A 24,219-nucleotide genomic window follows, 5' to 3' on the forward strand; every position below is an offset into this window, starting at 1 on the left:
GAAGGCGCCGCGATGAAGGTCTGAGAAACATTGACTAAATTCCGTAATCTACCGGGATCTGATCAGTCCTGGCGGATCCAGGTGGACGAACCGACAGTGGCCATGGCCTAAAGCACCGAAAACTAGAAGGGTGTCGTCTTCCTGAGCCCTTGCCCGCCGCAAGCGGGATATTGGTGCAGCCGTTGCGAACGGCGGCCGAATGTGAGGTTGATCGTGCTCGTAAACCGAGCCGCGTCATGCAGTCGAGCTCAGACCTTGGATACCGAAATAGTCTCAGGAGCCTTACTCATGTGCACTTGAACCCCTCCCTTGACTCAATGCTTCCCATGTGAGGCCATTAGGGGGTCGAAACAGGCCAGTACCCCTTCCCAAGGTACTGGCCCAGGGGGCCAGTACCCCCTCACAAAAAAAGAACATATTGCGAACAAGGAACAAATGGTGTACATTTGCTTCCAACGCCGATTCCGCCCCGCAACGTTTGTCCCGCTCGCGAATCCTCGCCATAAGGAGCACCACTATGTCCGCTACTGCCCTGCGTATCGTCGAAGGATCCTCCATGGATAAGAGTAAGGCCCTGTCCGCTGCGCTGTCCCAGATCGAGCGGCAGTTCGGCAAGGGCTCGGTGATGAAGCTGGGCAAGAACGACCGCTCGATGGATGTCGAGACGATATCGTCCGGTTCGCTCGGGCTCGACATTGCGCTTGGCGTCGGCGGCCTGCCGAAGGGGCGGGTGGTTGAAATCTACGGGCCGGAATCCTCAGGCAAGACCACACTGGCGCTGCACACGGTGGCGGAGGGCCAGAAAAAGGGCGGCATCTGCGCCTTCATCGATGCCGAACACGCGCTCGATCCGGTCTATGCCCGCAAGCTCGGCGTCAATATCGACGAGCTCCTGATCTCGCAGCCCGACACCGGCGAGCAGGCGCTGGAAATCTGCGACACGCTGGTGCGATCCGGCGCGGTCGACGTGCTGGTGATCGACTCGGTGGCGGCGCTGGTGCCGAAGGCCGAACTCGAAGGCGAAATGGGCGATGCGTTGCCCGGCCTGCAGGCGCGGTTGATGAGCCAGGCGCTGCGCAAGCTCACCGCCTCGATCAACAAGTCCAACACAATGGTGATCTTCATCAACCAGATCCGGATGAAGATCGGTGTGATGTACGGTTCGCCGGAAACCACCACCGGCGGCAATGCGCTGAAATTCTACGCTTCGGTCCGTCTCGACATCCGCCGCATCGGCGCCATCAAGGAGCGCGACGAGGTGGTCGGCAACACCACCCGCGTCAAGGTGGTGAAGAACAAGCTCGCGCCGCCCTTCAAGCAGGTCGAGTTCGACATCATGTATGGCGAGGGCGTCTCCAAGATGGGCGAAATCCTCGACCTCGGCGTCAAGGCCGGCATCGTCGAAAAGTCCGGCGCCTGGTTCTCCTATGATAGCCAGCGGCTCGGCCAGGGCCGCGAAAACTCGAAAGCGTTCCTCAAGGCCAACCCCGATATGACCGCCAAGATCGAAGTCGCGATCCGCCAGAACTCAGGCCTGATAGCCGAGCAGATTTTGGCCGGTACGCCCGAGCGCGACGCCGACGGCGAGGAGCCGGCGGAGGAGTAACTTATCTTGTCCCGGATGCGGTGCACTACGAAGTAGTGCGCCGCTGATCCGGGACCCAGGTCTTCAATCAAAAATCTGATGTGGTGCTGCGCAGAGTTTGAGGCGTGGCTGGCGTGGACACGCCGTCCTTTGTTTACATGCTCGCGAGCAAACGGAACGGGACGCTATATGTTGGCGTCACCAATGATCTAGCGCGGCGAGTAGCACAGCATAAGGCCAAACTTGTTCCCGGGTTTACGCGCCAATACGGCGTCGACCTTCTCGTCTATTTCGAAATTTTCGATTCCACTCTTCAGGCTCGCGCGCGTGAACATTCATTGAAGCGCTGGCGTCGGAACTGGAAGATCGCTCTCATAGAGAAGCTAAACGCTGATTGGCGCGATTTGAGCGAAGAATTAAGCTTCTAGACTAGTAGAACGCGGAGATCGTGTCCCGGACGCGGCGCGGGTGTAGTGCGCTGCTGATCCGGGGCCCATTTTTTGATGTGACGTGGGTCCCGGCTCTGCGCAGCGGCATTGCATGCCGCATCGCGTCCGGGACACGAAGTTCTTTCTACTCCGCAGCCTCTGCATACGCGCTGACCGGCGGGCAGGAACAGACGAGGTTGCGGTCGCCATAGACGTTGTCGATCCGACCCACGGGGCACCAGTATTTGTCGCTGCGTGAGGTGCCAGCCGGGAAGCAGCCTTCGATGCGGCTATAGGAGCGGGCCCACCCATCATCCGCAATGTCATGCACCGTGTGGGGCGCGTGGCGGAGGGCCGAAGCCTCGACCGTGAGGCGCCCGGCTTCAACCTCGGAGATTTCGCGCCGGATCGCGATCATCGCCTCGCAAAACCGATCGAGCTCGGCCTTGGATTCGGATTCCGTCGGCTCGATCATCAAGGTGCCCGGCACCGGAAAACTCATGGTCGGCGCGTGGAAGCCGTAGTCGATCAGGCGTTTGGCGATGTCGTCGACGGTGACGCCGGCCGAAGTCTTCAGCGGCCGCGGATCGATGATGCATTCATGCGCAACGCGGCCCTTGGCGTTGCGGTAAAGCACCGGGAAATGGGCTTCCAGCCTGGCTGCGATGTAATTGGCGTTGAGGATGGCTACTTCGGTCGCGCGGGTCAGGCCTTCGCCGCCCATCATCAGAATGTAAATGTAGGAAATCGTGAGGATCGAGGCCGAACCGTAAGGCGCGGCTGACACCGGACCGACCGCGCTTTTCCCGTTTGCGGGATGACAAATCTGGGGATGACTTGGCAGGAACGGTTTGAGATGCGCCTTCACGCCGATCGGCCCCATGCCGGGTCCGCCGCCGCCATGCGGAATGCAGAACGTCTTGTGCAAATTGAGATGGCTGACATCGGCGCCGTATTCGCCGGGCCGCGCAAGGCCCACTTGTGCATTCAGGTTGGCGCCGTCGAGATAGACCTGCCCGCCATGGCTATGCACGATGTCGCAGATCTCGCGAATATGCTCCTCGAACACGCCATGGGTCGAGGGATAGGTGATCATCACGGCCGCGAGATTCTTCGAATGCTGCGCGGCCTTGGCGCGCAAGTCCGCCACATCGACATCGCCGCGCGCATCGCACGCCACCACCACGACCTCCATGCCGGCCATGTGGGCGGAGGCCGGATTGGTGCCGTGGGCAGACGAAGGGATCAGGCAGACGTTGCGATGACTTTCTCCCTGTGAGGCATGATAGCCGCGGATCGCGAGCAGTCCGGCATATTCGCCCTGCGCGCCGGAATTCGGCTGCAGCGAGATCGCGTCATAGCCGGTGATGTCTGCGAGCCATTCCTCCAATCGTGCAAACAACGCGTGATAACCTTGCGCCTGTTCGCGCGGCGCGAACGGATGCAGAGAGCCGAATTCGGCCCAGGTCAGCGGCATCATTTCGGTCGTGGCGTTCAGCTTCATGGTACAGGAACCGAGCGGAATCATCGCGCGGTCGAGCGCGAGATCGCGATCGCTCAGCTTGCGCATGTAGCGCAACAGTTCGGTCTCCGAGCGATAAGCGTGAAACACCGGATGGGTGAGGAAGGCGCTCGACCGCGCGAGCCCAATCGGGATAGTGTCACTGGCCTCGTGCGCGATCTCGGCATAGACGAGCTTGCCGCCGAAGGCGCGCCACACGGCCTCAACCGTCTCCACTGTCGTGGTCTCGTCGAGCGCGATGCCGAGCACGCCGTCAAGACTACCTTGGCCGATCCGCAAATTGATTTTTTCGGCGACCGCTCGCGCCACAATCTCGTTTTGTTTGACGCCGGCGTCGACCGACACCGTGTCGAAAAACGCCTTGGATTGCAGCTTGAAGCCGAGCTTGCGCAATCCCGCCGCCAATACAGCGGCGCGGCGATGCACAGTGCGCGCGATGTGAGTCAGTCCTTCCGGCCCGTGATAGACCGCATACATCGAGGCGATGATCGCGAGCAGCACCTGCGCCGTGCAGATGTTGGAGGTCGCCTTTTCGCGGCGGATGTGCTGTTCGCGGGTTTGCAGCGCCAGCCGATAGGCCGGTTGGCCGCGCGAATCCACCGACAGCCCCACCAGCCGCCCGGGCAGCGATCGTTTCAGCGCATCGCGCACCGCCATATAGGCCGCATGCGGGCCGCCATAGCCCATCGGCACGCCAAAGCGTTGCGCCGAGCCGATCGCGATGTCCGCGCCGAGTTCACTCGGAGCGGCCAACAGCGTCAGCGCCAACGGATCGGCGGCGACAATGGCGAGCGCACCCTTGGCGTGAAGCGCTGCAATCGCCGGACGCAGATCGCGAACCGCGCCCGAAGAGCCCGGATATTGCAACAGGCCGCCGAACACGTCTGCGCCATCGAGATCGGTTGCGGGATTGCCGACGATGAGCTTCCATCCCAACGGTTCGGCGCGGGTGCGGAGCACAGCGAGCGTCTGCGGATGCACGTCCGCATCGACAAAGAACGATTTGATTTGGCTTTGAGCGGCGCGCTCGGCGAGCGCCATGGCTTCTGCAGCCGCGGTTGCCTCATCGAGCAGCGAGGCATTGGCGACGTCAAGCCCGGTGAGATCGGCGATCATGGTCTGGAAGTTGAACAAGGCTTCCAGCCGGCCCTGACTGATTTCAGGCTGATAGGGCGTATAGGCCGTGTACCAGGCCGGGTTCTCCAGGATGTTGCGCTGGATCACCGCAGGGAGGATCGTGCCGGAATAGCCTTGGCCGATCAGCGAAGTGAAGACCTGATTCCTCAACGCCAACTCGCGCATATGGGCGAGTGCCTCGGTTTCGCTCAACGGGGTGCCTAAATCGAGCGGAGCTTGTTGCCGGATCGAGGCGGGCAGTGTCTCCGCCATTAGCGCTGAAAGGCTTGTGCTGCCTAAGGTCTGGAGCATCGCGGATACGTCGCGCGGCGCGGGGCCGATATGGCGCCGCGCGAAGGTCGTGGCGGGCTCGGCTAAAGGCTTGAGTGGCGCGGTCATCGGCATTCCTTCGCTATTAGGCGATGTGTTTCTGGTAGGCGGCTTCATCCATCAGGCCGCCTAGTTCGCTTCTGTCCGCAATCTTCAGCTTGAAGAACCAGGCCTTGCCGGCGGCGTCGGAATTGACCAGCGCGGGCTCGCCCGCGAGTTCGTTATTGACCTCCAGCACCTCGCCCGAAATCGGCGCATAGACGTCGGAGGCGGCCTTGACCGATTCCACCACGGCGGCGGCCTCCGCCTTCTTCAACGTGCGGCCGACCTTCGGCAGTTCGACGAATACGACGTCGCCGAGCTGGGATTGCGCGTAGTCCGTCACCCCGATGGTGGCGACGTCGCCTTCGATGCGGAGCCATTCGTGGTCGGTGGTGTAAAGCGTCGTCATGAAAGGTCCTCAGCGTTTATAGGTGTTGGGAACAAACGGCATTGGAGCTGTGCGCACGCCCAAGCGCTGGCCGCGCACTTCGGCGAATACCAGTTGATCGGGGGCGGCGAGGGACGACGGCAAATATCCCATCGCGACCGGCGCATTGAGGCTCACCCCGAAGCCGCCGGAAGTGACAGTGCCGATCGGCTGGGTTGATGTTTCATCGGCGAATAACGATGCGCCTTCGCGCACCGGCGCGCGGCCTTCGGGCTTCAAGCCGACCCGGCGGCGCGGCGCGCCGTGTTCGAACTGGCCAAGGATCGCGTCCGCGCCCGGAAATCCGCCGGGCCGCGCGCCGCCTTTGCGGCGGCTCTTTTGAATCGACCATTCCAGCGCGCCCTCGACCGGTGTCGTCGCGAGATCGAGATCGTGGCCGTAGAGACACAGCCCGGCCTCGAGCCTCAGGCTGTCGCGCGCCCCAAGCCCGATCGGCAATACATCGGTGTTCGCCAGCAATTCCCCGGCAAACCCTTCGGCGGCCTCTGCGGGTACGGAAATCTCAAAGCCGTCCTCGCCGGTATAGCCGGAGCGGGAAACGAAGCAGTCGATGCCGGCAAGCCGCCGCGGCCCGGCGTCCATGAATTTCATTGCCGGAATTGTGCCGTCGAACTCCGCGAGCACGGATTCTGCTTTCGGCCCCTGCAGGGCGATCAGCGCGCGCTGACGCAAAGGCTCGACGATGCAGACATCGGAGAGATGCTCCTTCAGAAGCGCTTCGTCCTCGGCCTTGCAGGCGGCGTTGACCACCAGAAACAGATGGTCACCAAAATTCGCCACCATCAGGTCGTCGAGAATGCCGCCGGCTTCATTGGTGAACAGGGCGTAACGCTGCCGCCCGGGGCTAAGCGCCAGAATGTCCTGCGGCACCAGCCATTCCAGGGCGTGGGCGGCGTCCTCGATCCGGCCCGACTTCGGCCGAAGCGCGATCTGGCCCATATGCGAGACGTCGAACAGGCCGGCGCAGTTGCGGGTGTGGAGGTGCTCTTTCAAGACCCCGGTTCCGTATTGTACCGGCATGTCGTAGCCGGCAAACGGCACCATTTTGCCGCCACGCGCGACGTGCAGCGCATAGAGCGGCGTTCGCTTCAGGGAAGGCGGGGAGATCGCAGCATCGGTCGCAAGCATCACAGAGCCCTCGCGGACTTGCCGAGGGATGATTCCCTCCAAATCCGAAAAAGCCCCATCTGTCGCTGTGCCTGAGAGTATTATCCCGTCGGCGGACACGCCGGGTTCAAACCGAAGTGCCTCTTTCCAGATGCATCAATGTCACGAGGGTCCTTTTGCCTGAGAGTTTCCGGGGCGGTTGCTCCTTCGGCGCCGGCCTTTCGGCCGATCTCTCCCGACGTGACTCAGCTTAGATAAGCGAAAAACGAAGGCTAGCCAAGCCTGTCAACGCAAGCGCGAGCGGCAATCAACGTCAAATGGTAGGCAATAGCCCCAAGCCTCTGATGCATTTGCACTGTTTCTGGACAGGGCTGGCCCCCTTGTCTAAAAGCGTTCTCGCCGAGTTCCCGAACCTATCTGCGATTGGACCCTATGAGCGGCGTTAACGAAATCAGGTCGACTTTCCTCAAGTTCTTTGCCGATAACGGCCACGAAATCGTGCCGTCGTCGCCGCTCGTGCCGCGCAACGACCCGACCCTGATGTTCACCAATGCCGGCATGGTGCAGTTCAAGAACGTCTTCACCGGCGTCGAGAAGCGGCCCTATCGGCGCGCCACCACTTCGCAGAAGTGCGTGCGCGCCGGCGGCAAGCACAACGACCTCGACAATGTCGGCTATACCGCGCGCCATCTCACCTTCTTCGAGATGCTCGGTAACTTCTCGTTCGGCGATTACTTCAAGGAACGCGCGATCGAACTCGCCTGGAATCTGATCACCAAAGAGTTCGGGCTGAAGAAGGACAAGCTGCTCGTCACCGTCTATCACAACGACGACGAAGCGTTCGGACTCTGGAAGAAAATTGCCGGCTTCTCCGAAGACCGCATCATCCGGATCGCGACCTCGGACAATTTCTGGCAGATGGGCGACACCGGTCCGTGCGGGCCGTGCTCGGAGATTTTCATCGACCGCGGCGAGCATATCTGGGGCGGCCCGCCGGGCAGCCCGGAAGAGGATGGCGACCGCTTCCTTGAATTCTGGAATCTCGTCTTCATGCAGTTCGAGCAGCTCGAGGGTGGGGTGCGTAATCCGCTGCCGCGCCCCTCGATCGACACCGGCATGGGTCTCGAGCGCATGGCCTGCATCCTGCAGGACGTCGAGAGCGTGTTCGAGACCGACACGTTTCGCCAACTGATCGATGCCACGGCATCCGTGCTTGGGCAGGGTCCAAAAGAAGCGACGATCGCCTCGTTCCGCGTCATCGCCGATCACCTGCGCGCCTCGTCGTTCCTGATTGCCGACGGTGTGCTGCCCTCGAACGAAGGCCGCGGCTACGTGCTGCGCCGGATCATGCGCCGCGCGATGCGGCATGCGCAGCTCTTGGGCGCGCGCGAGCCGCTGATGCATCGGCTGGTCTGGGCGCTGGTGCGGGAAATGGGTCAGGCTTATCCGGACCTGGTGCGCGCCGAAAAGCTGATCGAGGAAACGCTGCGGCTGGAGGAGGCCCGCTTCCGCAAGACGCTCGAACGGGGATTGGCGATCCTCGACGAGAAGAGCGCAGGTCTGAAAAAAGGCGATATGTTCGACGGCGACACGGCGTTTACGCTCTACGACACCTATGGCTTTCCGCTCGATCTCACCCAGGACGCGCTGAAGTCGCGCGGCATCAGCGTCGATCAGGCGTCGTTCACCGACGCGATGGATCGCCAGCGCCAGAAAGCACGTGCGGCCTGGGCGGGAAGCGGCGATACCGCGAGCGAAGCCATCTGGTTTCCGTTGCGCGAAAAACTCGGCGCCACCGAATTCCTCGGCTATGAGACCGAAACCGCCGAGGGCGTGGTCGGCGCGCTGGTGAAGGACGGCGCGGCGGTGGGCCAGCTCAAGTCGGGCGAGAGCGGCGCTATCGTGCTGAACCAGACGCCGTTCTACGCGGAATCCGGCGGCCAGGTCGGCGACACCGGCATGATGACCGGCGACGGCGTCAAGTTCCGCGTCACCGATACCCAGAAGATGGCCGGCGATCTCTTTGTCCATCTCGGCACTGTCGAACAGGGCACGCTGAAAGCCGGCACGGCGTTGCAGCTCGATGTTGATCATTCGCGGCGCGCCTCGATCCGCGCGCATCACTCGGCGACGCATGTGCTGCACGAGGCGTTGCGCCAAGTGCTTGGCGACCACATCGCGCAGCGCGGTTCGCTGGTCGCCCCGGATCGGCTGCGCTTCGATTTCGTTCACCAGAAGCCGATCACTCCGGAAGAACTCGCCCGCGTCGAGGACATCGCCAACGACGTAGTGCTGGAAAACGACGAAGTCACGACGCGGCTGATGGGGGTTGATGAGGCCCGCGAAGCCGGCGCCCGCGCGCTGTTCGGCGAAAAATATGGCGACGAGGTTCGCGTGGTCTCGATGGGCAAGACCGCGCGCGAGCATGGCGCCAACGCGCTCGGCTGGTCGGTCGAATTGTGCGGCGGCACCCATGTCAGGCGCACCGGCGATATCGGCTTGATCTCGATCACGGGTGAAAGCGCGGTGTCCTCAGGCGTGCGGCGCATCGAGGCCCTGACCGGAAACTATGCCCGCAAACATGCCAACGACATGATACAACTCGCCAAGACCGCGGCCTCCGAGCTGCGCACGCCGCTGGAAGAAATGCCGGCGCGGATAAACGCGTTGATGGACGAGCGCAAGAAGCTCGAACGCGAGTTGTCGGATGCGCGCAAGAAGCTCGCGATGGGCGGCGGCGCGTCGGCCTCGAACGGATCGGGGGCTGTGGGCGTGCGCGAGGTCGGCAACGTCAAGCTGATGGCGCGCGCGGTCGAAGGCATTGAGATGAAAGACCTCAAGAGCCTCGCCGACGACGGCAAGAAACAACTCGGCTCCGGCGTCGTCGCGATTGTCGGCGTCACGGAGGATGGCAAGGCCGGTGTCGTCGTCGGCGTCACCGCCGATCTTACGTCGCGCTATAACGCGGTCGATCTCGTGCGCGTCGCGTCTGAGGCGCTCGGCGGCAAGGGCGGCGGCGGCCGGCCCGACATGGCGCAGGCCGGTGGCCCCGACGGTGCCAAGGCCGACGCGGCGCTGGCGGCGATCGAAAAGGCGATGTCGGGGGCGTGAGGCGCGTGCGTTCCCCGGACGCAGCGCAGTGCGCACTCCGCGTTCACGCGGATCTATATGCTTCAAGCGCGGTGCGCTGCTGATCCGGGGTCCATAACTTCAGGATTTGGGTGGGTCCCGCATCTGCGGCGCAACGTTCGCTGCGCTGCGCGCGGGACACGAGAGCGTCACCCCTTCTTCAGAAACACATAATCCGCCGAGTAGGGCGCCGACTTGAAGGCGCCTGCCTTGTCGCAAGGGCCTGCGAAACTGCCGCCCTTGGTGTCGATCCGCTGCACGGTGGTGACGCCGGTCAGGACGCCGCTGCCGCGTGAGGAGACCACTTGCAGCTTCAGCCAGGCGATATCGTCGGCCGTTGCGCCCGGCGCGTTACCGATGACCTTGCCGACCACGGCGCTGCCGTCGATGTGTTCCCAGTTCGGTCCGGCGTAATGCCGGCCGACGGTTTTGCCGTCGACAAAGAGCGTCGCAATCGGTTCGCGGAATGCCCAGGCGAGCTTGCCGTCGGCGCCCGCCTTGCAATCGTAGACCTGCGCGCCTTCGGCGTGGAGCGTGATCACCACGCTCTCTCCCGGCGCCGCGATGGCCTCGGGAAGCGGGGTTTGTGCCTTCGCGCTCACGCTAGATGCCAGAAGAAGGGTGAGGGCGGCGCGCGCAAGAAACGACATGTCATACTCCAATTGGGCTCCATCCATTCGTCATTGCGAGCAGTTGAACGCCGAACAATCCAATGTTTTTCAACATTTGATCTGGGTTGCTTCGCTATCGCTCGCAACGACGTGAAGAGCACCTATGCCATCGCCTTGGTGAGGTTTTCCGCGACCTTGTCGAGGAAGCCGGTGGTCGAGAGCCAGCGCTGATCGGCGCCGACCAGGAGCGCGAGATCCTTGGTCATCGCGCCGGACTCGACGGTGTCGACGCAAACCTTCTCGAGCGTGGAGGCAAACTTCGCGAGCTTCTCGTTGTTGTCGAGCTTGGCGCGGTGGGCGAGGCCACGCGTCCAGGCAAAGATCGAGGCAATCGAGTTGGTCGAGGTTTCCTTGCCCTTCTGGTGTTCGCGGTAGTGCCGCGTCACGGTGCCGTGGGCGGCTTCGGCTTCCACCGTCTTACCGTCGGGCGTGAGCAGCACCGAGGTCATCAGGCCGAGCGAGCCGTAGCCCTGCGCCACCGTGTCGGACTGCACGTCGCCGTCGTAGTTCTTGCATGCCCAGACATAGCCGCCGGACCATTTCAGCGCGGCTGCCACCATGTCATCGATCAGCCGGTGTTCATAGGTGAGGCCCTTGGCGTCGAAGTCCTTCTTGAATTCGCGGTCGAACACGTCCTGGAAGATGTCCTTGAAGCGGCCGTCATAGACCTTGAGAATGGTGTTCTTGGTCGACAGGTACACCGGGTAGTTGCGCATCAAACCGTAATTCAACGAGGCGCGCGCGAAATCGATGATGGAGTCGTCGAGATTGTACATCTGCATGGCAACGCCGGCGCCCGGCGTCTTGAAGACTTCCCTCTCGATCACGGTGCCGTCTTCGCCGACGAACTTCATCGACAGCGTGCCCTTGCCGGGAAACTTGATGTCGGTGGCACGGTACTGGTCGCCATAGGCGTGACGGCCGATGATGATCGGCTTGGTCCAGCCCGGAACCAGCCGCGGCACGTTCTTGCAGATGATCGGTTCGCGGAAGATGCAGCCGCCGAGGATGTTGCGGATGGTGCCGTTCGGCGACTTCCACATTTCTTTCAGGTTGAATTCCTTTACCCGCGCTTCGTCCGGGGTGATGGTCGCGCATTTGACGCCGACGCCGACCTTCTTGATGGCGTTCGCGGCATCGACCGTGACCTGGTCGTTGGTCTGGTCGCGGTATTCCATCCCGAGGTCGAAATACATCAGGTCGATATCGAGGAACGGGTGAATCAGCGTGTCCTTGATGTACTGCCAGATGATCCGGGTCATCTCGTCGCCATCGAGTTCGACGACGGGGTTGGTCACCTTGATTTTTGCCATGGGAGGTCGGCCTTTTTGGATAGAGCGCCTTGAAATGGTGCGCGGAAACCGGATGGATTGATCCACGGGGCTATAGCACCGCCGCCGTCCGGGCGAAAGCCGAGGGGCTATGCAGTTTCAGCCCATCTTTTTGGCTTTCCGGTTTGGCGCGGAAGCGGGCTCCTTTCCCAGCGGTAACTCGGGGGAAGGACTGGGCGTGTCCCGCACGCGGCGCGACGCCATAAGCGCGTTTACGCGCGTCTTGGACGCGCTATGGCGTTGCGCCGCAGATGCGGACCCATTTTGCCGCGTAGGTCCCGGTTCTGCACAGCGTCGTTGGCACGCCGCAGTGCGCCCGGGACACGCAAGCCGGGCCAGGTAGCCGTCAAAACGCCGCCTGCGTGGCGGTGCCGGCCACCACATACCAAGTCACGAAGAGGCCGCAGATCAGGGCACCCGGCAAGCTCGACCCCGTCCGCCGCCAGGTGAACGTGGCGATCACAGCGCAGATCGCCAAGAGCGGCACGAACTGGATCGCCACGATCGTGGAGAGCGGCACGAAGCCGGGGTCCGGGATCGGATTGAACAGTTTTCCCGACAGCCACATCGTCAGGTATTGGGCGCCGACCAGCACGATGAAGCCGAGCGTCAATGCCAGAATGTTGGTTAGGTAAAGCGCCCCGCGCGAGGCACCGAGCGAGGAGAAATTGCGGTGCAGGACATGCAGCGCGATCACAAAAAACACCGTGAAAGGCAGGAGATAGATAAGGAAGATCAGGAATTGCTTCGCGCTCATCAGTTTCAAAGCGACGATCCAGAAGCGGAAGTCGATCTTGAAGGCGAGGTCGGAGAGCCAAAGGGCCACATAGCCCACCGCGACCGTCACCAGCGCAATTAGGATCGATGGCCCGATGATTCCGCTGCGCCTCGCTCGTTTTGGCGCAAAAGGCATCAGCGCCAATGCTGTCAGGCCGTTGATGATCGCCCAGACCAGAATCTGGTTGGTGATGCCTTGGGGCAGAAAGCGGGAGGCCGGGACGAAGGTGCCGCCGAGCGCGAAGGCCGGCGCCGGGATAAAGGCCGATAGCAGCAAGGCTGTGACCCAGCGGCCGCCCCGGCTGGTTTGGGCGGCCGTTTGCGGAGGCTGAGAACCGTCGGCGATCGTGGGCTGCCTCAGATGGGAAAAAAACGGCGCTTCAAGCAGCCCATCGAATACCCCGAGCAAGAGGACGACAAAGCCTGCCAGCGCGATCAGTGTGCCGAGTTCTTTCTGCAACCAGATCTGGTCATCGGAGGGGCGCGGCGTGCCGCCCTTCAAGGTGCGCGCAAAACAGTCGAGGCTGTAGCCGATGGCCTCATGCGACATGTGCTCGGCGGGATGGGTGATCGCGGGCGTATAAAGCACCCGCGCGGTGCCCTGCGCCGGATCGCCATACTCCTTGCCGGGCTCGACCGGTCCTTGCGTGCCGAACAGCGCCCACAGTTTCGGGCTTTGAGTGACGTCGCGGGCGTGTTCGACGCCCCACATCAACTCTGGGAATTCCTCAAACTGGGCAAACACCAGCGCGACATTGCGCGGCCAGGACGTGCCTTCGGCGGCAAACGGTTTGCCGGTGGAAGAGCCTTCCAGCACCATGGATTTATAGTCGTTGGGCATGGCGGTTGCGGCGGCCAGCACCGTCCAGCCGCCCATCGAATGGCCCTCAAGTCCGATATTGTCCTTGTCGACGAACGCGAGGCTGCGCAGGTAAGCGAGCCCGTCGGGCCCGCCAAAACCGTTGGCGAAGGCAGGTCCGTCGCTATAGCCGTGCCCGGTCTGGTCGAGCGCCAGCACCACATAGCCGCGGCGGGCGAATTCGATCGCAAAGCCGTCCTGGGTTTCGCGCGAGTTGATATAGCCGCGGACTGCGAGGATGCCGGGCGCGGCGCGCTGAGCGGTCGCATTTGCAGGCACGTAGAGCAGGGGCCTCATGGTGATGCCGTTGGCGCCCGGAAATCGCACATCGCGGATTTGAATGCCGCCGGAAGTCTGCGTCAGCCAGGCGAGCACGCCGCCGGCCAAAATCAGAATCAGCCCGATAATCGCCAGAGTCCATCTGCGATCCATGGTAGCCCTCCCTGTGTCGCCCCATATCGCCTCGGTCGTTCAAAGCCGGGTGCGTTTTTATTTCGGAAGAAAGCCTATCCGAAAGCAAAGGGCGCGCAAGCGGAGGTTGCGGTGCTCAACATGTCGGTTCAGACAAACGGCGGAATCGGCCGACTCAAGAAATTTCGTCAAACGGAATGTGAAGCGATCTGGACTCTCTCGATCCATCATTCCGGGGCGCGAGTGAAACGAGTGATCTAGGTGCGCAGTTGTGCATCTGAGAATCCATTGTGCCGCACGAATGGTGCAGGAATGGATTCCAGGCCTGCGCCTCCGCGCAAAATAGCTTCGCTATTTTGTCGCGACGGCGCATCCTGGAATGACAGATCGAGCAGTTGATCGCCCGACAGGATTTTGCGCCGCCTACGACCGAAACAATGCGAAGTAGATAACATACAGCCAGCCCAAAATTCCGTCGATGATTGCCCAGAGTATCGAATGGTTGTTGGCGTACGATATCGCAATGGCAAGTGCGCTACCAAAGCCCACGCCATACTTCGCACCCTCGACTCGAATTCCGTAGTAGCGATTATCGTTCATGTTGCTGGACTCTCTGCTAGGGCACAAACTCATAAATTTCGGTCATGTCCGCTTCGCTCCAATAACGACCATTTTTGTGCTGGCGCAGCAAACGACGCGAAGGCCAAGAGCCGACATGATGCGAGCACGATAGCTCGCGCTGCGGAGGGCACAGCTGAGCCCAGAAAGCAAGCTACCCCCGGCAAAAACGACAGCTATCTCTCGCGCCATTGAGCCGGTAATTTCACGACTTATAATGGCAATTAAGTGCCGGTGGAGGTTAGGCAACACTGCCCGCGATGACCGATTTTGCATGGGTCGATACTGGTGGCGAACACCGAGTTCTCCAGCCGCTGTGGGATGACGGCGAGCGCCTTTATTGCAGAACGTGGCGGAATAACGCGGAGGGTGTTCAGCAGGCGCTTATGGCCGTGTTGCCCGCTACTGAACAGCCCGCTCCCACCACCTTCAGTCGGCTAGCCCACGAATTCGCGCTCAAAGACTATCTGGACGGCGCCTGGGCGGCGCGACCGCTTGAACTCGTGCGCAGTCGCGGTCGAACTCTGCTCCTGCTTGAGTCTCAAAGTACCAGCACGCTGGATTCGTTGCTTGGCGAACCCCTGGACTTGGGAACGTTTCTGCGGCTGGCCCCAGCGATCACTCACGCCGTCGGCCGGTTACATGAGCGCGGTCTGGTCCACAAAGACATAAAACCCGCCAACATTCTTCTCGACCCCGTCACCGAGCAAGTCTGGTTGACCGGTTTCGGCATCGCCTCCCGACTTCCTCGCGAGCGTCAGGCACCCGGATCTCCCGAGACCATCGCCGGCACGCTCGCCTACATGGCGCCCGAACAGACCGGACGGATGAATCGGTCGGTTGATTCCCGTAGCGACCTCTACGCCCTTGGCGTCACCCTTTATCAAATGCTGATAGGAGAGCTGCCATTCACCGCGTCCGATCCCATGGAATGGGTCCATTGCCACATCGCCAGGACCCCGGTGCCGCCGCAGGAGCGGTTCAGGAACATCCCGGCGCCGATCTCTCAGATCGTCATGAAGCTCGTCGCCAAGACTGCCGAGGAGCGCTACCAGACCGCGGCCGGCGTCGAGCGTGATCTTCGACGGTGCCGCACGGAATGGGAAATGGTGGGCCGAATCGGCGACTTTCCGCTCGCGGAATACGACGCGCCGGATCGGCTCCTGATTCCCGAGAAACTATACGGCCGCTCGCGTGAGGTCGCCGCGCTCCTCAGCTCATTCAATCAAGTCGTCGCCACTGGCATGCCGGAACTTGTCCTCGTTTCCGGATATTCCGGCATCGGCAAGTCCTCGGTCGTGAATGAGCTTCACAAGGCCCTGGTTGCGCCGCGCGGCCTCTTCGCCTCCGGCAAATTCGATCAGTACAAGCGCGACATCCCATACGCCACGGTGGCGCAAGCCTTTCAAAGTCTCATCCGGCAGATTTTGAGCAAGAGCGAAGCTGAGCTTCAAGCCTGGCGGGACGCGCTTCGTGAGGCCCTCGGCCCGAATGGACTCCTGATTGTCGACCTCATCCCCGAGCTCGAACTCGTCATCGGCAAACAGCCGCCGGTCTTCGACCTGTCGCCGCAAGATGCGCAGCGCCGTTTCCAGACGACGCTACGGCGATTCATCGCCGTCTTCGCGCGTCCGGAACACCCACTGACGCTCTTCCTCGACGATCTGCAATGGCTCGATGCCGCCACGCTCGATCTGCTCGAAGATCTTCTGACGCAAGGGGATATCAGGCATTTGCTGCTGATCGGCGCCTATCGCGACAACGAGGTCGACGCAGCGCACCCGCTGATGCGCAAGCTCAATGCGATTCGTCGAGCAGGCGCGGCGGTGCAGGATATCGTGTTGGCGCCTTTGACCTCTGACGACCTCACACAGTTCATCTCGGATTCCCTACGCTGTCAGGCCGAACCCGCAATGCCGCTCGTCAGGTTGGTGTACGAAAAGACCGGCGGCAATCCATATTTTGCTATTCAGTTTCTGTCCGCGCTCGCGGATGAAGCGCTGCTGGTCTTCGATGACGCGGATACGCGATGGATTTACGACCTCGGTCGCATCCAGGCCAAACGCTACACCGACAACGTCGCCGATCTCATGGTCAGCAAGCTCAATCGCCTCCCGGGTGAAACGCAGGCGGCACTTCGCCAGCTTGCCTGCGTCGGCGCCAGTGCTGCGTTCGCCCTGCTTGGAGCGGTTTCCCAGACATCGCAGGAAGAGCTTCATGAAAGCCTCTGGGAGGCTGTTCGATCCGGGCTCGTGCTGCGCTCGGAGAACGCCTATGCGTTTCAGCATGACCGTGTCCAAGAGGCGGCCTATTCGCTCATTCCCGAGGACACACGCGCCGGAGCCCATCTCCGGACCGGGCGATTGCTCCTGGCAGATACGCCACCCGAAAAACGCGATGAAATCATTTTCGATATCGTCAATCAGTTTAACCGTGGCGCCGAACTCATTACTTCAGAGAGTGAGCGCATCGAGCTGGCTGAGCTCAATCTCGCCGCAGGCAAGCGGGCCAAAGCTTCCACAGCTTACGCCTCCGCACTCCAGTATTTCGTCGCAGGCGAAATACCTTTGACAAACGAATGTTGGGAGCGTCGCCACGAACTCATCTTCGAGTTGGAATTGAATCGCGCCGAATGCGAATTTTTGACCGGCCAATTATCCGTCGCGGACGACCGACTAGGTGCATTATCGAATCGCGCGGCGACAATGGTCGAACAGGCCAGTGTCGTGTGCTTGCACGCGGATCTCTGCACACTCATGGACCGCAGTGACCGTGCAGTCGCCGTGTGTCTCAACTACCTCAGGCAAGTTGGTGTCGATTGGTCACCTCATCCGAAAGATGAGGAAGCGCGAGACGAATACGAGCGCGTGCGGTCCCTGCTGGGGGGCCGCACAATCGAGGTTCTCATCGATTCACCGTTGATGCAGGACCCCGCATCCCTGGCGACCATCGAGGTTCTGAGTAAGCTCATGGTGCCAGCCCAGTTTACCGATGCAAACCTGACCTGGCTGACGAGCTGCAAGGCCGTCAGTCTGAGCCTCGAGCGCGGAAACTGCGACGCATCATGTTTTGCCTACGTCACGCTCGGGAGCCAGACCGGACAACGCTTCAATGACTACGACGCCGGATTTCGTTTCGCCAAAGTCGGCTACGAGCTCATCGAACGACGCGGGCTCAAACGGTTCGAGGCCGGGACGTCTCTTCGCTTTGCAGCAGTCGTGGCATGGATGAAACACGTGCGAGATTGCCGCGATCCGCTGCGCCGCGCTTTCGAAACAGCAAGCCGGATCGGGGACCTCACAATTGGAGCCTATGCGTGCAACCGTCTGAACACGATATTTCTTTTCGCCGGCGAGCCGCTACCTGAGGCGGAGAGCGAAGCCCAACATTCCCTGGCGTTTGCGCAGGCCGCGAGGTTTGGACTTGTCATCGCTATCGTCACCGGGCAGCTGGCGCTGATTCGAATGCTCCGCGGAATGACGCTGAAATTCGGTTGCTTTGACGACGGGCGCGTCAATGAGCTTGTTATCGAATCCCATTTGTCAAGCAGCCCGGCCTTGACCTTCGCTGCGTTTTGTTACTGGGTCCGGAAATTGCAGGCCCGCTACCTTGCGGGCGATTATGGGGCGGCCATGGACGCCGCCTCGAAGGTGCAACCGCTGCTCTGGACCTCATCGTACTTGTTGGAAGAAGCCGAATATCACTTTTACAGCGCACTCTCCCACGCGGCTTCCCACGAACTCGCGGAGCCTCACGAGCGCCAGCCGCATCTGGACGCTTTGGCCTCGCATCACAGGAAACTGCAGAGTTGGACAGACAACTGTCCGGAGAATTTCGAGAACCGTGCCGCTCTGGTCGGCGCCGAGATCGCCCGTTTGGATGGCCGGACGCTCGATGCCGAGCGCCTCTACGAGCAGGCAATCCGCTCATCACGCGCAAACGGCTTCGTCCACAACGAGGCCATCGCCTATGAGCGCGCTTCCGCCTTCTACCGCGATCGCGGGTTGGACGAATTCGCCGATCTTTATTTGCGCAACGCCCGCTACGGATACCTGCGTTGGGGAGCTGACGGCAAGGTACGGCAACTTGAGGCGCTCTATCCGCAACTGGTCATGGCCGATCCGCGCCGCGGGACGAGCGAGGCGACGCCGCCCGGTCAACAGCTCGACGTCACCGCCATAGTCAAGGCGTCACAGGCGCTGTCGAGCGAGATGCTGCTGCCTCGATTGATCGAGCGGCTCATGACCATCGCCCTACAAAATGCGGGCGCCGATCGCGGTCTGCTGATCTTGCCCCACGAGAGTGGTTATCGCGTCGAGGCAGAGGCGCGGATGGAGGGTGAGCACACTGTCCTGCTTGACGAGATTTCCGCTGGCCCGATGGCCCCCGAAAGCATCATTCGCTACGTCATGAGGACGCAAGAGAGTGTGATCCTCGACGACGCGGCCAAGCCGAATCTCTTCGCCAAGGATCCGCATTTTGATCTTCGGCGACCGCGATCGATCCTTTGCGTTCCGCTTGTTCGCCAGGGGGCGCTGGTCGCGTTGCTCTACTTGGAGAACGCACTGGCGTCACACGTCTTCACACCGGATCGCGCGAGGCTCCTTGAGCTTTTGGCGGCGCAAGCCGCGATCTCGCTGGAAAACGCGCGCCTTTATAGCGATCTTCAAGAACGAGAAGCGAAAGTCAGACGCCTTATCGACTCGAATATTATCGGGATATGCATCTACAGTCGTCTTGACCGTCGCATTTCGGAGGCCAACGACGCTTTTCTCGGCATGTTAGGATATAGCCGCGATGATTTTGTTTCGCGCGGCCTAACATTCAGCAGTTTGTCGCCTCCTGAATGGGCCGAAGACGACCAACGGCGCTTGGCAGATTTGGCTTCTACCGGAACCTGGAAACCGAGTGAGAAGGAATTCTTTCGGAAAGACGGCAGCCGCGTGCCGGTGCTGATCGGTTCGGCGACCTTTGACGAAAGCCGGCGCCAGGGCGTTGCCTTCGTCGTCGACCTGACCGAGCGCAAGCGCGCTGAAACGGAACTAGCCCATGCTAACCGCGTCGCGACCATGGGCCAACTCTCGGCCTCCATTGCCCATGAAGTCAACCAACCCATCGCTGCCACGTTGATGAATGCGGGCACTGCTGCGCGCTGGCTCGCGCGCCAGCCGCCAAATCTGGAAGAGGCCAGACAGGCAATCGAGCATATTGTCAAAGACGGCAAGCGGGCGGCCGATATCGTGAGCCGGATTCGCGATTTCTCCAAAAAGGCGCCGGCACAGCAGGGAAGCCAGGAGATAAACGAAGCCATTTTGGAGATCATGAGCTTAACCCGGGTCGCAACGTCACAGCATGGCGTTCTGGTGAAGATGCAGCTGTCAGAAGGGCTGCCGCATATTTTTGGGGACAGGGTTCAATTGCAGCAGGTGATCCTCAACCTGATCATGAACGCCATTGAAGCGATGAGCGAGGTCACCGAGGGACCACGCGAGTTGCTGATCAGCACTAGTGAGGCGGAGGTGAGCGGTGTGCTCGTTGCCGTCAGCGATTCCGGTCCCGGCCTGCCTCACGCCAATCCCGAGCGTCTGTTTGAAGCGTTCTACACGACCAAGGCCAGCGGCTTGGGGATGGGCTTGTCGATCTGCCGCTCGATCATCCAGAACCATGGCGGGCGGCTCTGGGCGGCGCCAAACGAACCTCGCGGCGCGGTCTTTTCCATCTTGCTCCCGGTCGGAGAAAAGCCGGTTGAGAACGCCGGGCCGCCCACCGCCTAGAGCTTATTCGGTTTTCATTGAATCAAAACCGGGCTCTAGGTTTTGTTTTGACGCGTTTTCTTCACGCGAACCGGTTTCCACTTCGCTCGAAAACGCTCTAGGTCATTCGCAATGAAGGCCGAACGACTGCGCGATGTCGGCTAAAGGGTCATTCACGTCTGTTCGGCATAAGACGGGCACGTCCGCTTTACCCCCAATTGCGATCAAAAGCCGACATCCGACAACGACGCGATCACGTGCTTGCCTTGTTGGTCATATCAGCGTTGACAATAACACCATGGGATTATTGCGGATTTGCTTGCATCGGTTAATCGGCTTTGTGTTCGCGACTGCCGCTTTTACGCAGGATGCAAGCAAGAGGAACGGCCATGCGCTTTTCACGCCGACGGTTTATGACCCTCACCGGTGGATTTGCTGCTCTACCGAGCTTTTCTCATTTGGCATCGGCGCAAACCTATCCGACGCGGCCAGTCCGCATTATTGTAGGCTATGGTCCCGGTGGCGTAGCTGACATACTCGCACGTCTCTTGGGCCAAGCTCTGTCAGAACGCCTCGGCCAACCGTTTATTGTTGAGAACAGGCCCGGCGCGGCAACTAATCTGGCTACTGAAGCGGTCGTTCGTGCGCCGGCGGACGGCTACACGCTTCTTCTGGCGAACTTAACGAACGCGATTAATACCACTCTCTACCAGGATCTCAGATTCGACTTCACCACTGACATTTCGCCCGTTGCGGGCATCGCCCAAGCACCCCTGGTCATGGAAGTGAACCCCTCGTTTCCAGCCAAAACCGTTCCTGAGTTCATCGCTTACGCCAAAGCTAATCCCGGCAAGGTTACCGTCGCCACCTCCGGTGTTGGATCTCCGCCGCATATCGCGGAGGAGTTGTTCAGGATTATGGCGGGAGTGCAATTGTATGCAGTACCCTACAGCGCTGGGTCAGCGCCGGCGCTGACTGATCTAATGGCAGGCCGGGTAGACGTAACCTTCGACCCCCTTCTCACGTCGATCGGATATATCAGGAGCGAAAAACTTCGCGCGTTAGCCGTGACGACAGCGATTCGTGCCGAGATGCTGCCGAACGTCCCGGCGGTCGCAGAATTCACCCCAGGTTATGAAGCAAACACTTGGGTTGGAATCGGAGCTCCAAAGAACACACCGACCGAAATTATTGATCGTCTAAACAAAGAGATTAATGCGGCCCTTGCCGATCCGAACATGAAGTCCCGTCTTGCCGATCTTGGCGGCTCCACGTTTGCAACTTCGGCGGCCGAATTCCGAACATTCATCGCGAAGGATACTGACAAATGGGCGAACGTTATCCGTACTGCCGGCATCAAAATAAACTGATGCAAGTCTTTAACGGTTATTTGAAATGAATGTCCGCAGCCCGAACCGAGGCATCGCCGATTTTGCTGATCCGCCCGGAGCGGTCGGTCTCGCCGGACTGGTATTTCTTTGGTGTCAGCCCGAACAGCGGTCCTGCCCGCTTTGACGATCGAAACCGCGCCGGAACAGCGGTCCTGCCCGCTTTGACGATCGAAACCGCGCCGCCGAGCAGGCGGCGCATGCGCGAAATTGTCTTGGATTATCAACGCATCCGTCATAACGAAGGCTACTTGGTTCACCTCGTCCCGCGAGACGGAGAGGGGAGCTATATCGCGATTTGAAGATGAAACGTTGATGTCAGGCACCGACAAGACCAAAGCACCCCCCGACCTGACCGGCCCCGTCGTCATTCTGGTCGAGCCGCAGCTTGGCGAGAACATCGGCATGGCCGCGCGTGCGATGGGGAATTTTGCGCTCTCGCGGCTTCGCATCGTCAAGCCCCGCGACGGCTGGCCGAACATTGCAGCCCAGCGCGCGGCCGCTGGCGCCGACCATATTCTGGAAGGTGCGGAATTGTTCGACACCGTCGAAGCGGCCGTGGCTGATTGCTCGCTGTTGTTTGCCACCACGGCGCGCGCCCACGATCAGGCCAAGCCCGTGGTCGGTCCGGACGTGGCCGCGACCGAGATGGGGGGTCAAATTAAAAGCGGCGGAACGGTCGGCATCCTGTTTGGCCGCGAGCGCGCTGGGCTCCTGAACGAGGAAGTGGCGCTTGCCAACCGCATCATCACCTTTCCGGTCAATCCCGGCTTTGCTTCGCTCAATCTGGCGCAAGCCGTGCTTCTGGTCGGCTATGAATGGTTCAAGCTGTCGACAGCCAATACGTTGCCGTTTGCGATGCCCGAACGCTCCGAACCGGCGTCGCAATTTCAGATCCAGGCGTTCTTCGACAATCTCGTACGCGAACTCGACAAGGTCGAATTCCTGCGGCCCGCGGAAAAGCGCGACACCATGCTGGTGAACCTGCGCAACATCTTCACCCGGATGGAGCCGACCAAGCAGGATATGCACACGCTGCACGGTGTGGTGATGGCGATCGCGGAGGGACGAAAAGGTCCGGCCAAAGGCGGCGTGCTCGATGGCGAACAGGCCATGCGGTTGCGCGCGCTGCTCGCCGAGCACGGGCAGGGCACGCCTCCCACCGAGGGCGCAAGCACCGTGCGCGGGCTGGCGCGGCTGTTACGGCGCAACCCGACCGACGCCGAACGCATGCTGTGGCAGTCGCTGACAAGGGATCGCCGCTTTGCCGGGCTGTTCAAGCGGCAGACGCCGGTCGGCCGCCATATCCCGGATTTCGTCTCCTTCGTGCACCGGATCGTGATCGAGCTCACTAACGCAGCTGAGTCCGAGGCCATCGTGAAGGATCGCGCCGAGCGGCAGACCTGGCTCGAGGCGCGTGATTACCGGGTGCTACATATCGCTGTCGCCGACGTCGAGCGCGATCTCGAAGCCGAACTCGATCGGCTTCAACAGTTGCTGCCGGAGGGCGCCTGAATACCTTTTTAGAGGCTTGCGCTGAATTTCTGTCGGTTGCCAGGATTAAGGGGGCCGGATTAGGGTTTCTCACCAAGGAAACAATAACAACGTCCCGGGAGAACTTTACATGCGTCGCCACAGACTGGCGCTACTTGCTGTCGTTCCTTTTTTTGCCACACCAGATTTGGCGCAGTCGCAAACGCCACCCTCCGGCGTCCTCGAAGTGCCGGCCAAGACGATTCCAGTGCCGGGCGACGTCAGCCCGCAACTGGCGAAGATCATCGGCGCGCCGCTGCGGTCGAACTGGGACATCCATCCGAAAACTGGCGAAGAGTGGAAGCCGGTGGCCGACGCCGGCGCCGCAACACTTTCCAAGCTGGTGCCGGGCATGATGGAACGGCTGAAGGTCAAGGTCGAGAAGACCACGATCGACGGCGTGCGCGCCTTTATTCTTACCCCGGAAACCATCGCGCCGGAAAACAGGAATCGCCAGCTCATCCACATGCATGGCGGCTGTTACGTCCTCAATTCCGGCGAAGCGAGCCTGCCGGAAGCGCTGTTCATGGCCGGCTTCGGCCACATCAAGGTGGTCTCGGTCGAATACCGCATGCCGCCGGAAGCCTATTTTCCGGCCGCGCTCGATGACGGGGTCACCGTCTACAAGGCGCTGCTGAAATCCATGCCGCCGAAGAACCTGGCGTTCTTCGGCACCTCGGCCGGCGGCGCGCTGGTGCTGGAAATGGGGTTGAAGGTGAAAGAACTCGGCCTGCCGATGCCGGGCGCGATCGCGGCCGGAACGCCGATGTCGGATGTGACCAAGGTCGGCGATACCTTCAAGACCAACGCCATGCTGGATAACGTGCTGGTTTCGCCCGACGGCTTCTGCGACGACGGCGCCATCGTCTATGCCAACGGGCACGACATGAAAGATCCCCTGCTATCGCCGGTCTATGGCGACATGCATGGATTTCCGCCGACCATCCTTACCAGCGGCACGCGCGACCTGCTCTTGAGCAATACGGTTCGCGTTCACCGCAAGCTTCGTCAGGCCGGTGTTGAAGCCGCACTTCAAGTCTATGAGGGGATGGCGCACGCGCATTACATCCGCGACGACACCGCGCCGGAGTCGAAGGAAGTATTCGAGGAAATCGCGGGCTTCTTTGACAAGCACCTCGACAAATGAATCGAGGGCGCGGCGAGGGCGGCG

13 protein-coding genes, 1 pseudogene and 1 riboswitch are annotated in these 24,219 nt (G+C 61.1%); of the genes and pseudogenes, 7 read left to right on the plus strand and 7 right to left on the minus strand.

All coding sequences use genetic code 11. From position 1 onward, the window contains the following. Positions 1-517 precede the first annotated feature (517 nt). Positions 518-1,606, plus strand: coding sequence for a recombinase RecA (gene recA / locus ABSE61_RS19215; protein WP_423872715.1), 1,089 nt, complete (start codon positions 518-520; stop codon positions 1,604-1,606). Between the two features lie 113 nt (positions 1,607-1,719). Beyond that, positions 1,720-2,013, plus strand: a complete 294-nt coding sequence (locus ABSE61_RS19220; protein WP_423872801.1) for a GIY-YIG nuclease family protein — start codon at positions 1,720-1,722, stop codon at positions 2,011-2,013. A 145-nt stretch (positions 2,014-2,158) separates the two neighbouring features. On the opposite strand, the gene gcvP is transcribed toward ABSE61_RS19220, so the two are convergent. Genes gcvP through gcvT form a run of 3 tightly spaced genes read right to left on the minus strand, consistent with a single transcriptional unit; the run spans position 2,159 to position 6,599 of the window. Continuing rightward, positions 2,159-5,050, minus strand: a complete 2,892-nt coding sequence (gcvP, locus tag ABSE61_RS19225) for an aminomethyl-transferring glycine dehydrogenase (RefSeq protein ID WP_423872716.1) — start codon at positions 5,048-5,050, stop codon at positions 2,159-2,161. Between the two features lie 16 nt (positions 5,051-5,066). Continuing rightward, on the minus strand, positions 5,067-5,432 hold the full coding sequence (gcvH, locus tag ABSE61_RS19230; protein ID WP_423872717.1) for a glycine cleavage system protein GcvH: 366 nt from the start codon (positions 5,430-5,432) through the stop codon (positions 5,067-5,069). 9 nt (positions 5,433-5,441) lie between these two features. Further along, positions 5,442-6,599, minus strand: coding sequence for a glycine cleavage system aminomethyltransferase GcvT (gene gcvT / locus ABSE61_RS19235; protein WP_423872718.1), 1,158 nt, complete (start codon positions 6,597-6,599; stop codon positions 5,442-5,444). Positions 6,600-6,736: 137 nt separating this feature from the next. Beyond that, positions 6,737-6,826, minus strand: a riboswitch (glycine riboswitch). 184 nt (positions 6,827-7,010) lie between these two features. Between gcvT and alaS the strand changes: the two genes are divergently transcribed. Beyond that, positions 7,011-9,689, plus strand: coding sequence for an alanine--tRNA ligase (gene alaS / locus ABSE61_RS19240; RefSeq protein ID WP_423872719.1), 2,679 nt, complete (start codon positions 7,011-7,013; stop codon positions 9,687-9,689). A 167-nt stretch (positions 9,690-9,856) separates the two neighbouring features. On the opposite strand, the gene ABSE61_RS19245 is transcribed toward alaS, so the two are convergent. The 3 genes from ABSE61_RS19245 to ABSE61_RS19255 all read right to left on the minus strand — a co-directional run bounded on the left by ABSE61_RS19245 (position 9,857) and on the right by ABSE61_RS19255 (position 13,777). Next, the gene (locus tag ABSE61_RS19245) at positions 9,857-10,357 is read right to left on the minus strand and encodes a DUF3455 domain-containing protein (RefSeq protein ID WP_423872720.1); all 501 of its coding nucleotides are present in this window, start codon (positions 10,355-10,357) and stop codon (positions 9,857-9,859) included. 122 nt (positions 10,358-10,479) lie between these two features. After that, entirely contained in the window at positions 10,480-11,691 is a 1,212-nt protein-coding gene (locus ABSE61_RS19250) for an NADP-dependent isocitrate dehydrogenase (protein ID WP_423872721.1), read from the minus strand. Positions 11,692-12,055: 364 nt separating this feature from the next. Continuing rightward, positions 12,056-13,777, minus strand: a complete 1,722-nt coding sequence (locus ABSE61_RS19255) for an alpha/beta hydrolase family protein (protein ID WP_423872722.1) — start codon at positions 13,775-13,777, stop codon at positions 12,056-12,058. Positions 13,778-14,634: 857 nt separating this feature from the next. Here ABSE61_RS19255 and ABSE61_RS19260 point away from each other — a divergent pair. Both ABSE61_RS19260 and ABSE61_RS19265 read left to right on the plus strand, forming a co-directional pair. Further along, entirely contained in the window at positions 14,635-20,148 is a 5,514-nt protein-coding gene (locus ABSE61_RS19260; RefSeq protein ID WP_423872723.1) for a trifunctional serine/threonine-protein kinase/ATP-binding protein/sensor histidine kinase, read from the plus strand. A 368-nt stretch (positions 20,149-20,516) separates the two neighbouring features. After that, positions 20,517-21,497 carry a Bug family tripartite tricarboxylate transporter substrate binding protein gene (locus ABSE61_RS19265; protein ID WP_423872724.1) on the plus strand — a complete coding sequence of 327 codons (981 nt, stop codon included), beginning with the start codon at positions 20,517-20,519 and terminating at the stop codon, positions 21,495-21,497. A 34-nt stretch (positions 21,498-21,531) separates the two neighbouring features. On the opposite strand, the pseudogene ABSE61_RS19270 reads toward ABSE61_RS19265, so the two are convergent. Further along, positions 21,532-21,660, minus strand: a pseudogene (locus tag ABSE61_RS19270) (transposase); the annotation flags it as partial. 170 nt (positions 21,661-21,830) lie between these two features. Between ABSE61_RS19270 and ABSE61_RS19275 the strand changes: the two are divergent. Beyond that, positions 21,831-23,030, plus strand: coding sequence for a TrmJ/YjtD family RNA methyltransferase (locus ABSE61_RS19275; protein WP_423872725.1), 1,200 nt, complete (start codon positions 21,831-21,833; stop codon positions 23,028-23,030). Between the two features lie 109 nt (positions 23,031-23,139). After that, positions 23,140-24,195 (plus strand): alpha/beta hydrolase, encoded by a 1,056-nt coding sequence (locus ABSE61_RS19280; protein ID WP_423872726.1) that lies wholly within the window; start codon positions 23,140-23,142, stop codon positions 24,193-24,195. The last annotated feature ends 24 nt before the right edge of the window (positions 24,196-24,219 follow it).

The organism is Bradyrhizobium sp. (genome assembly GCF_049519115.1).
GTDB lineage: Bacteria > Pseudomonadota > Alphaproteobacteria > Rhizobiales > Xanthobacteraceae > Bradyrhizobium.

What these genes read in the sequence shown, in the direction of transcription:
- recA (WP_423872715.1), top strand. Translation starts at nt 518, where the DNA reads ATGTCCGCTACTGCCCTGCGTATCGTCGAAGGATCCTCCATGGATAAG.
- gcvP (WP_423872716.1), bottom strand. Translation starts at nt 5,050, where the DNA reads ATGACCGCGCCACTCAAGCCTTTAGCCGAGCCCGCCACGACCTTCGCG.
- gcvH (WP_423872717.1), bottom strand. Translation starts at nt 5,432, where the DNA reads ATGACGACGCTTTACACCACCGACCACGAATGGCTCCGCATCGAAGGC.
- gcvT (WP_423872718.1), bottom strand. Translation starts at nt 6,599, where the DNA reads ATGCTTGCGACCGATGCTGCGATCTCCCCGCCTTCCCTGAAGCGAACG.
- alaS (WP_423872719.1), top strand. Translation starts at nt 7,011, where the DNA reads ATGAGCGGCGTTAACGAAATCAGGTCGACTTTCCTCAAGTTCTTTGCC.
- ABSE61_RS19245 (WP_423872720.1), bottom strand. Translation starts at nt 10,357, where the DNA reads ATGTCGTTTCTTGCGCGCGCCGCCCTCACCCTTCTTCTGGCATCTAGC.
- ABSE61_RS19250 (WP_423872721.1), bottom strand. Translation starts at nt 11,691, where the DNA reads ATGGCAAAAATCAAGGTGACCAACCCCGTCGTCGAACTCGATGGCGAC.
- ABSE61_RS19255 (WP_423872722.1), bottom strand. Translation starts at nt 13,777, where the DNA reads ATGGATCGCAGATGGACTCTGGCGATTATCGGGCTGATTCTGATTTTG.
- ABSE61_RS19260 (WP_423872723.1), top strand. Translation starts at nt 14,635, where the DNA reads ATGACCGATTTTGCATGGGTCGATACTGGTGGCGAACACCGAGTTCTC.
- ABSE61_RS19265 (WP_423872724.1), top strand. Translation starts at nt 20,517, where the DNA reads ATGCGCTTTTCACGCCGACGGTTTATGACCCTCACCGGTGGATTTGCT.
- ABSE61_RS19275 (WP_423872725.1), top strand. Translation starts at nt 21,831, where the DNA reads ATGTCAGGCACCGACAAGACCAAAGCACCCCCCGACCTGACCGGCCCC.
- ABSE61_RS19280 (WP_423872726.1), top strand. Translation starts at nt 23,140, where the DNA reads ATGCGTCGCCACAGACTGGCGCTACTTGCTGTCGTTCCTTTTTTTGCC.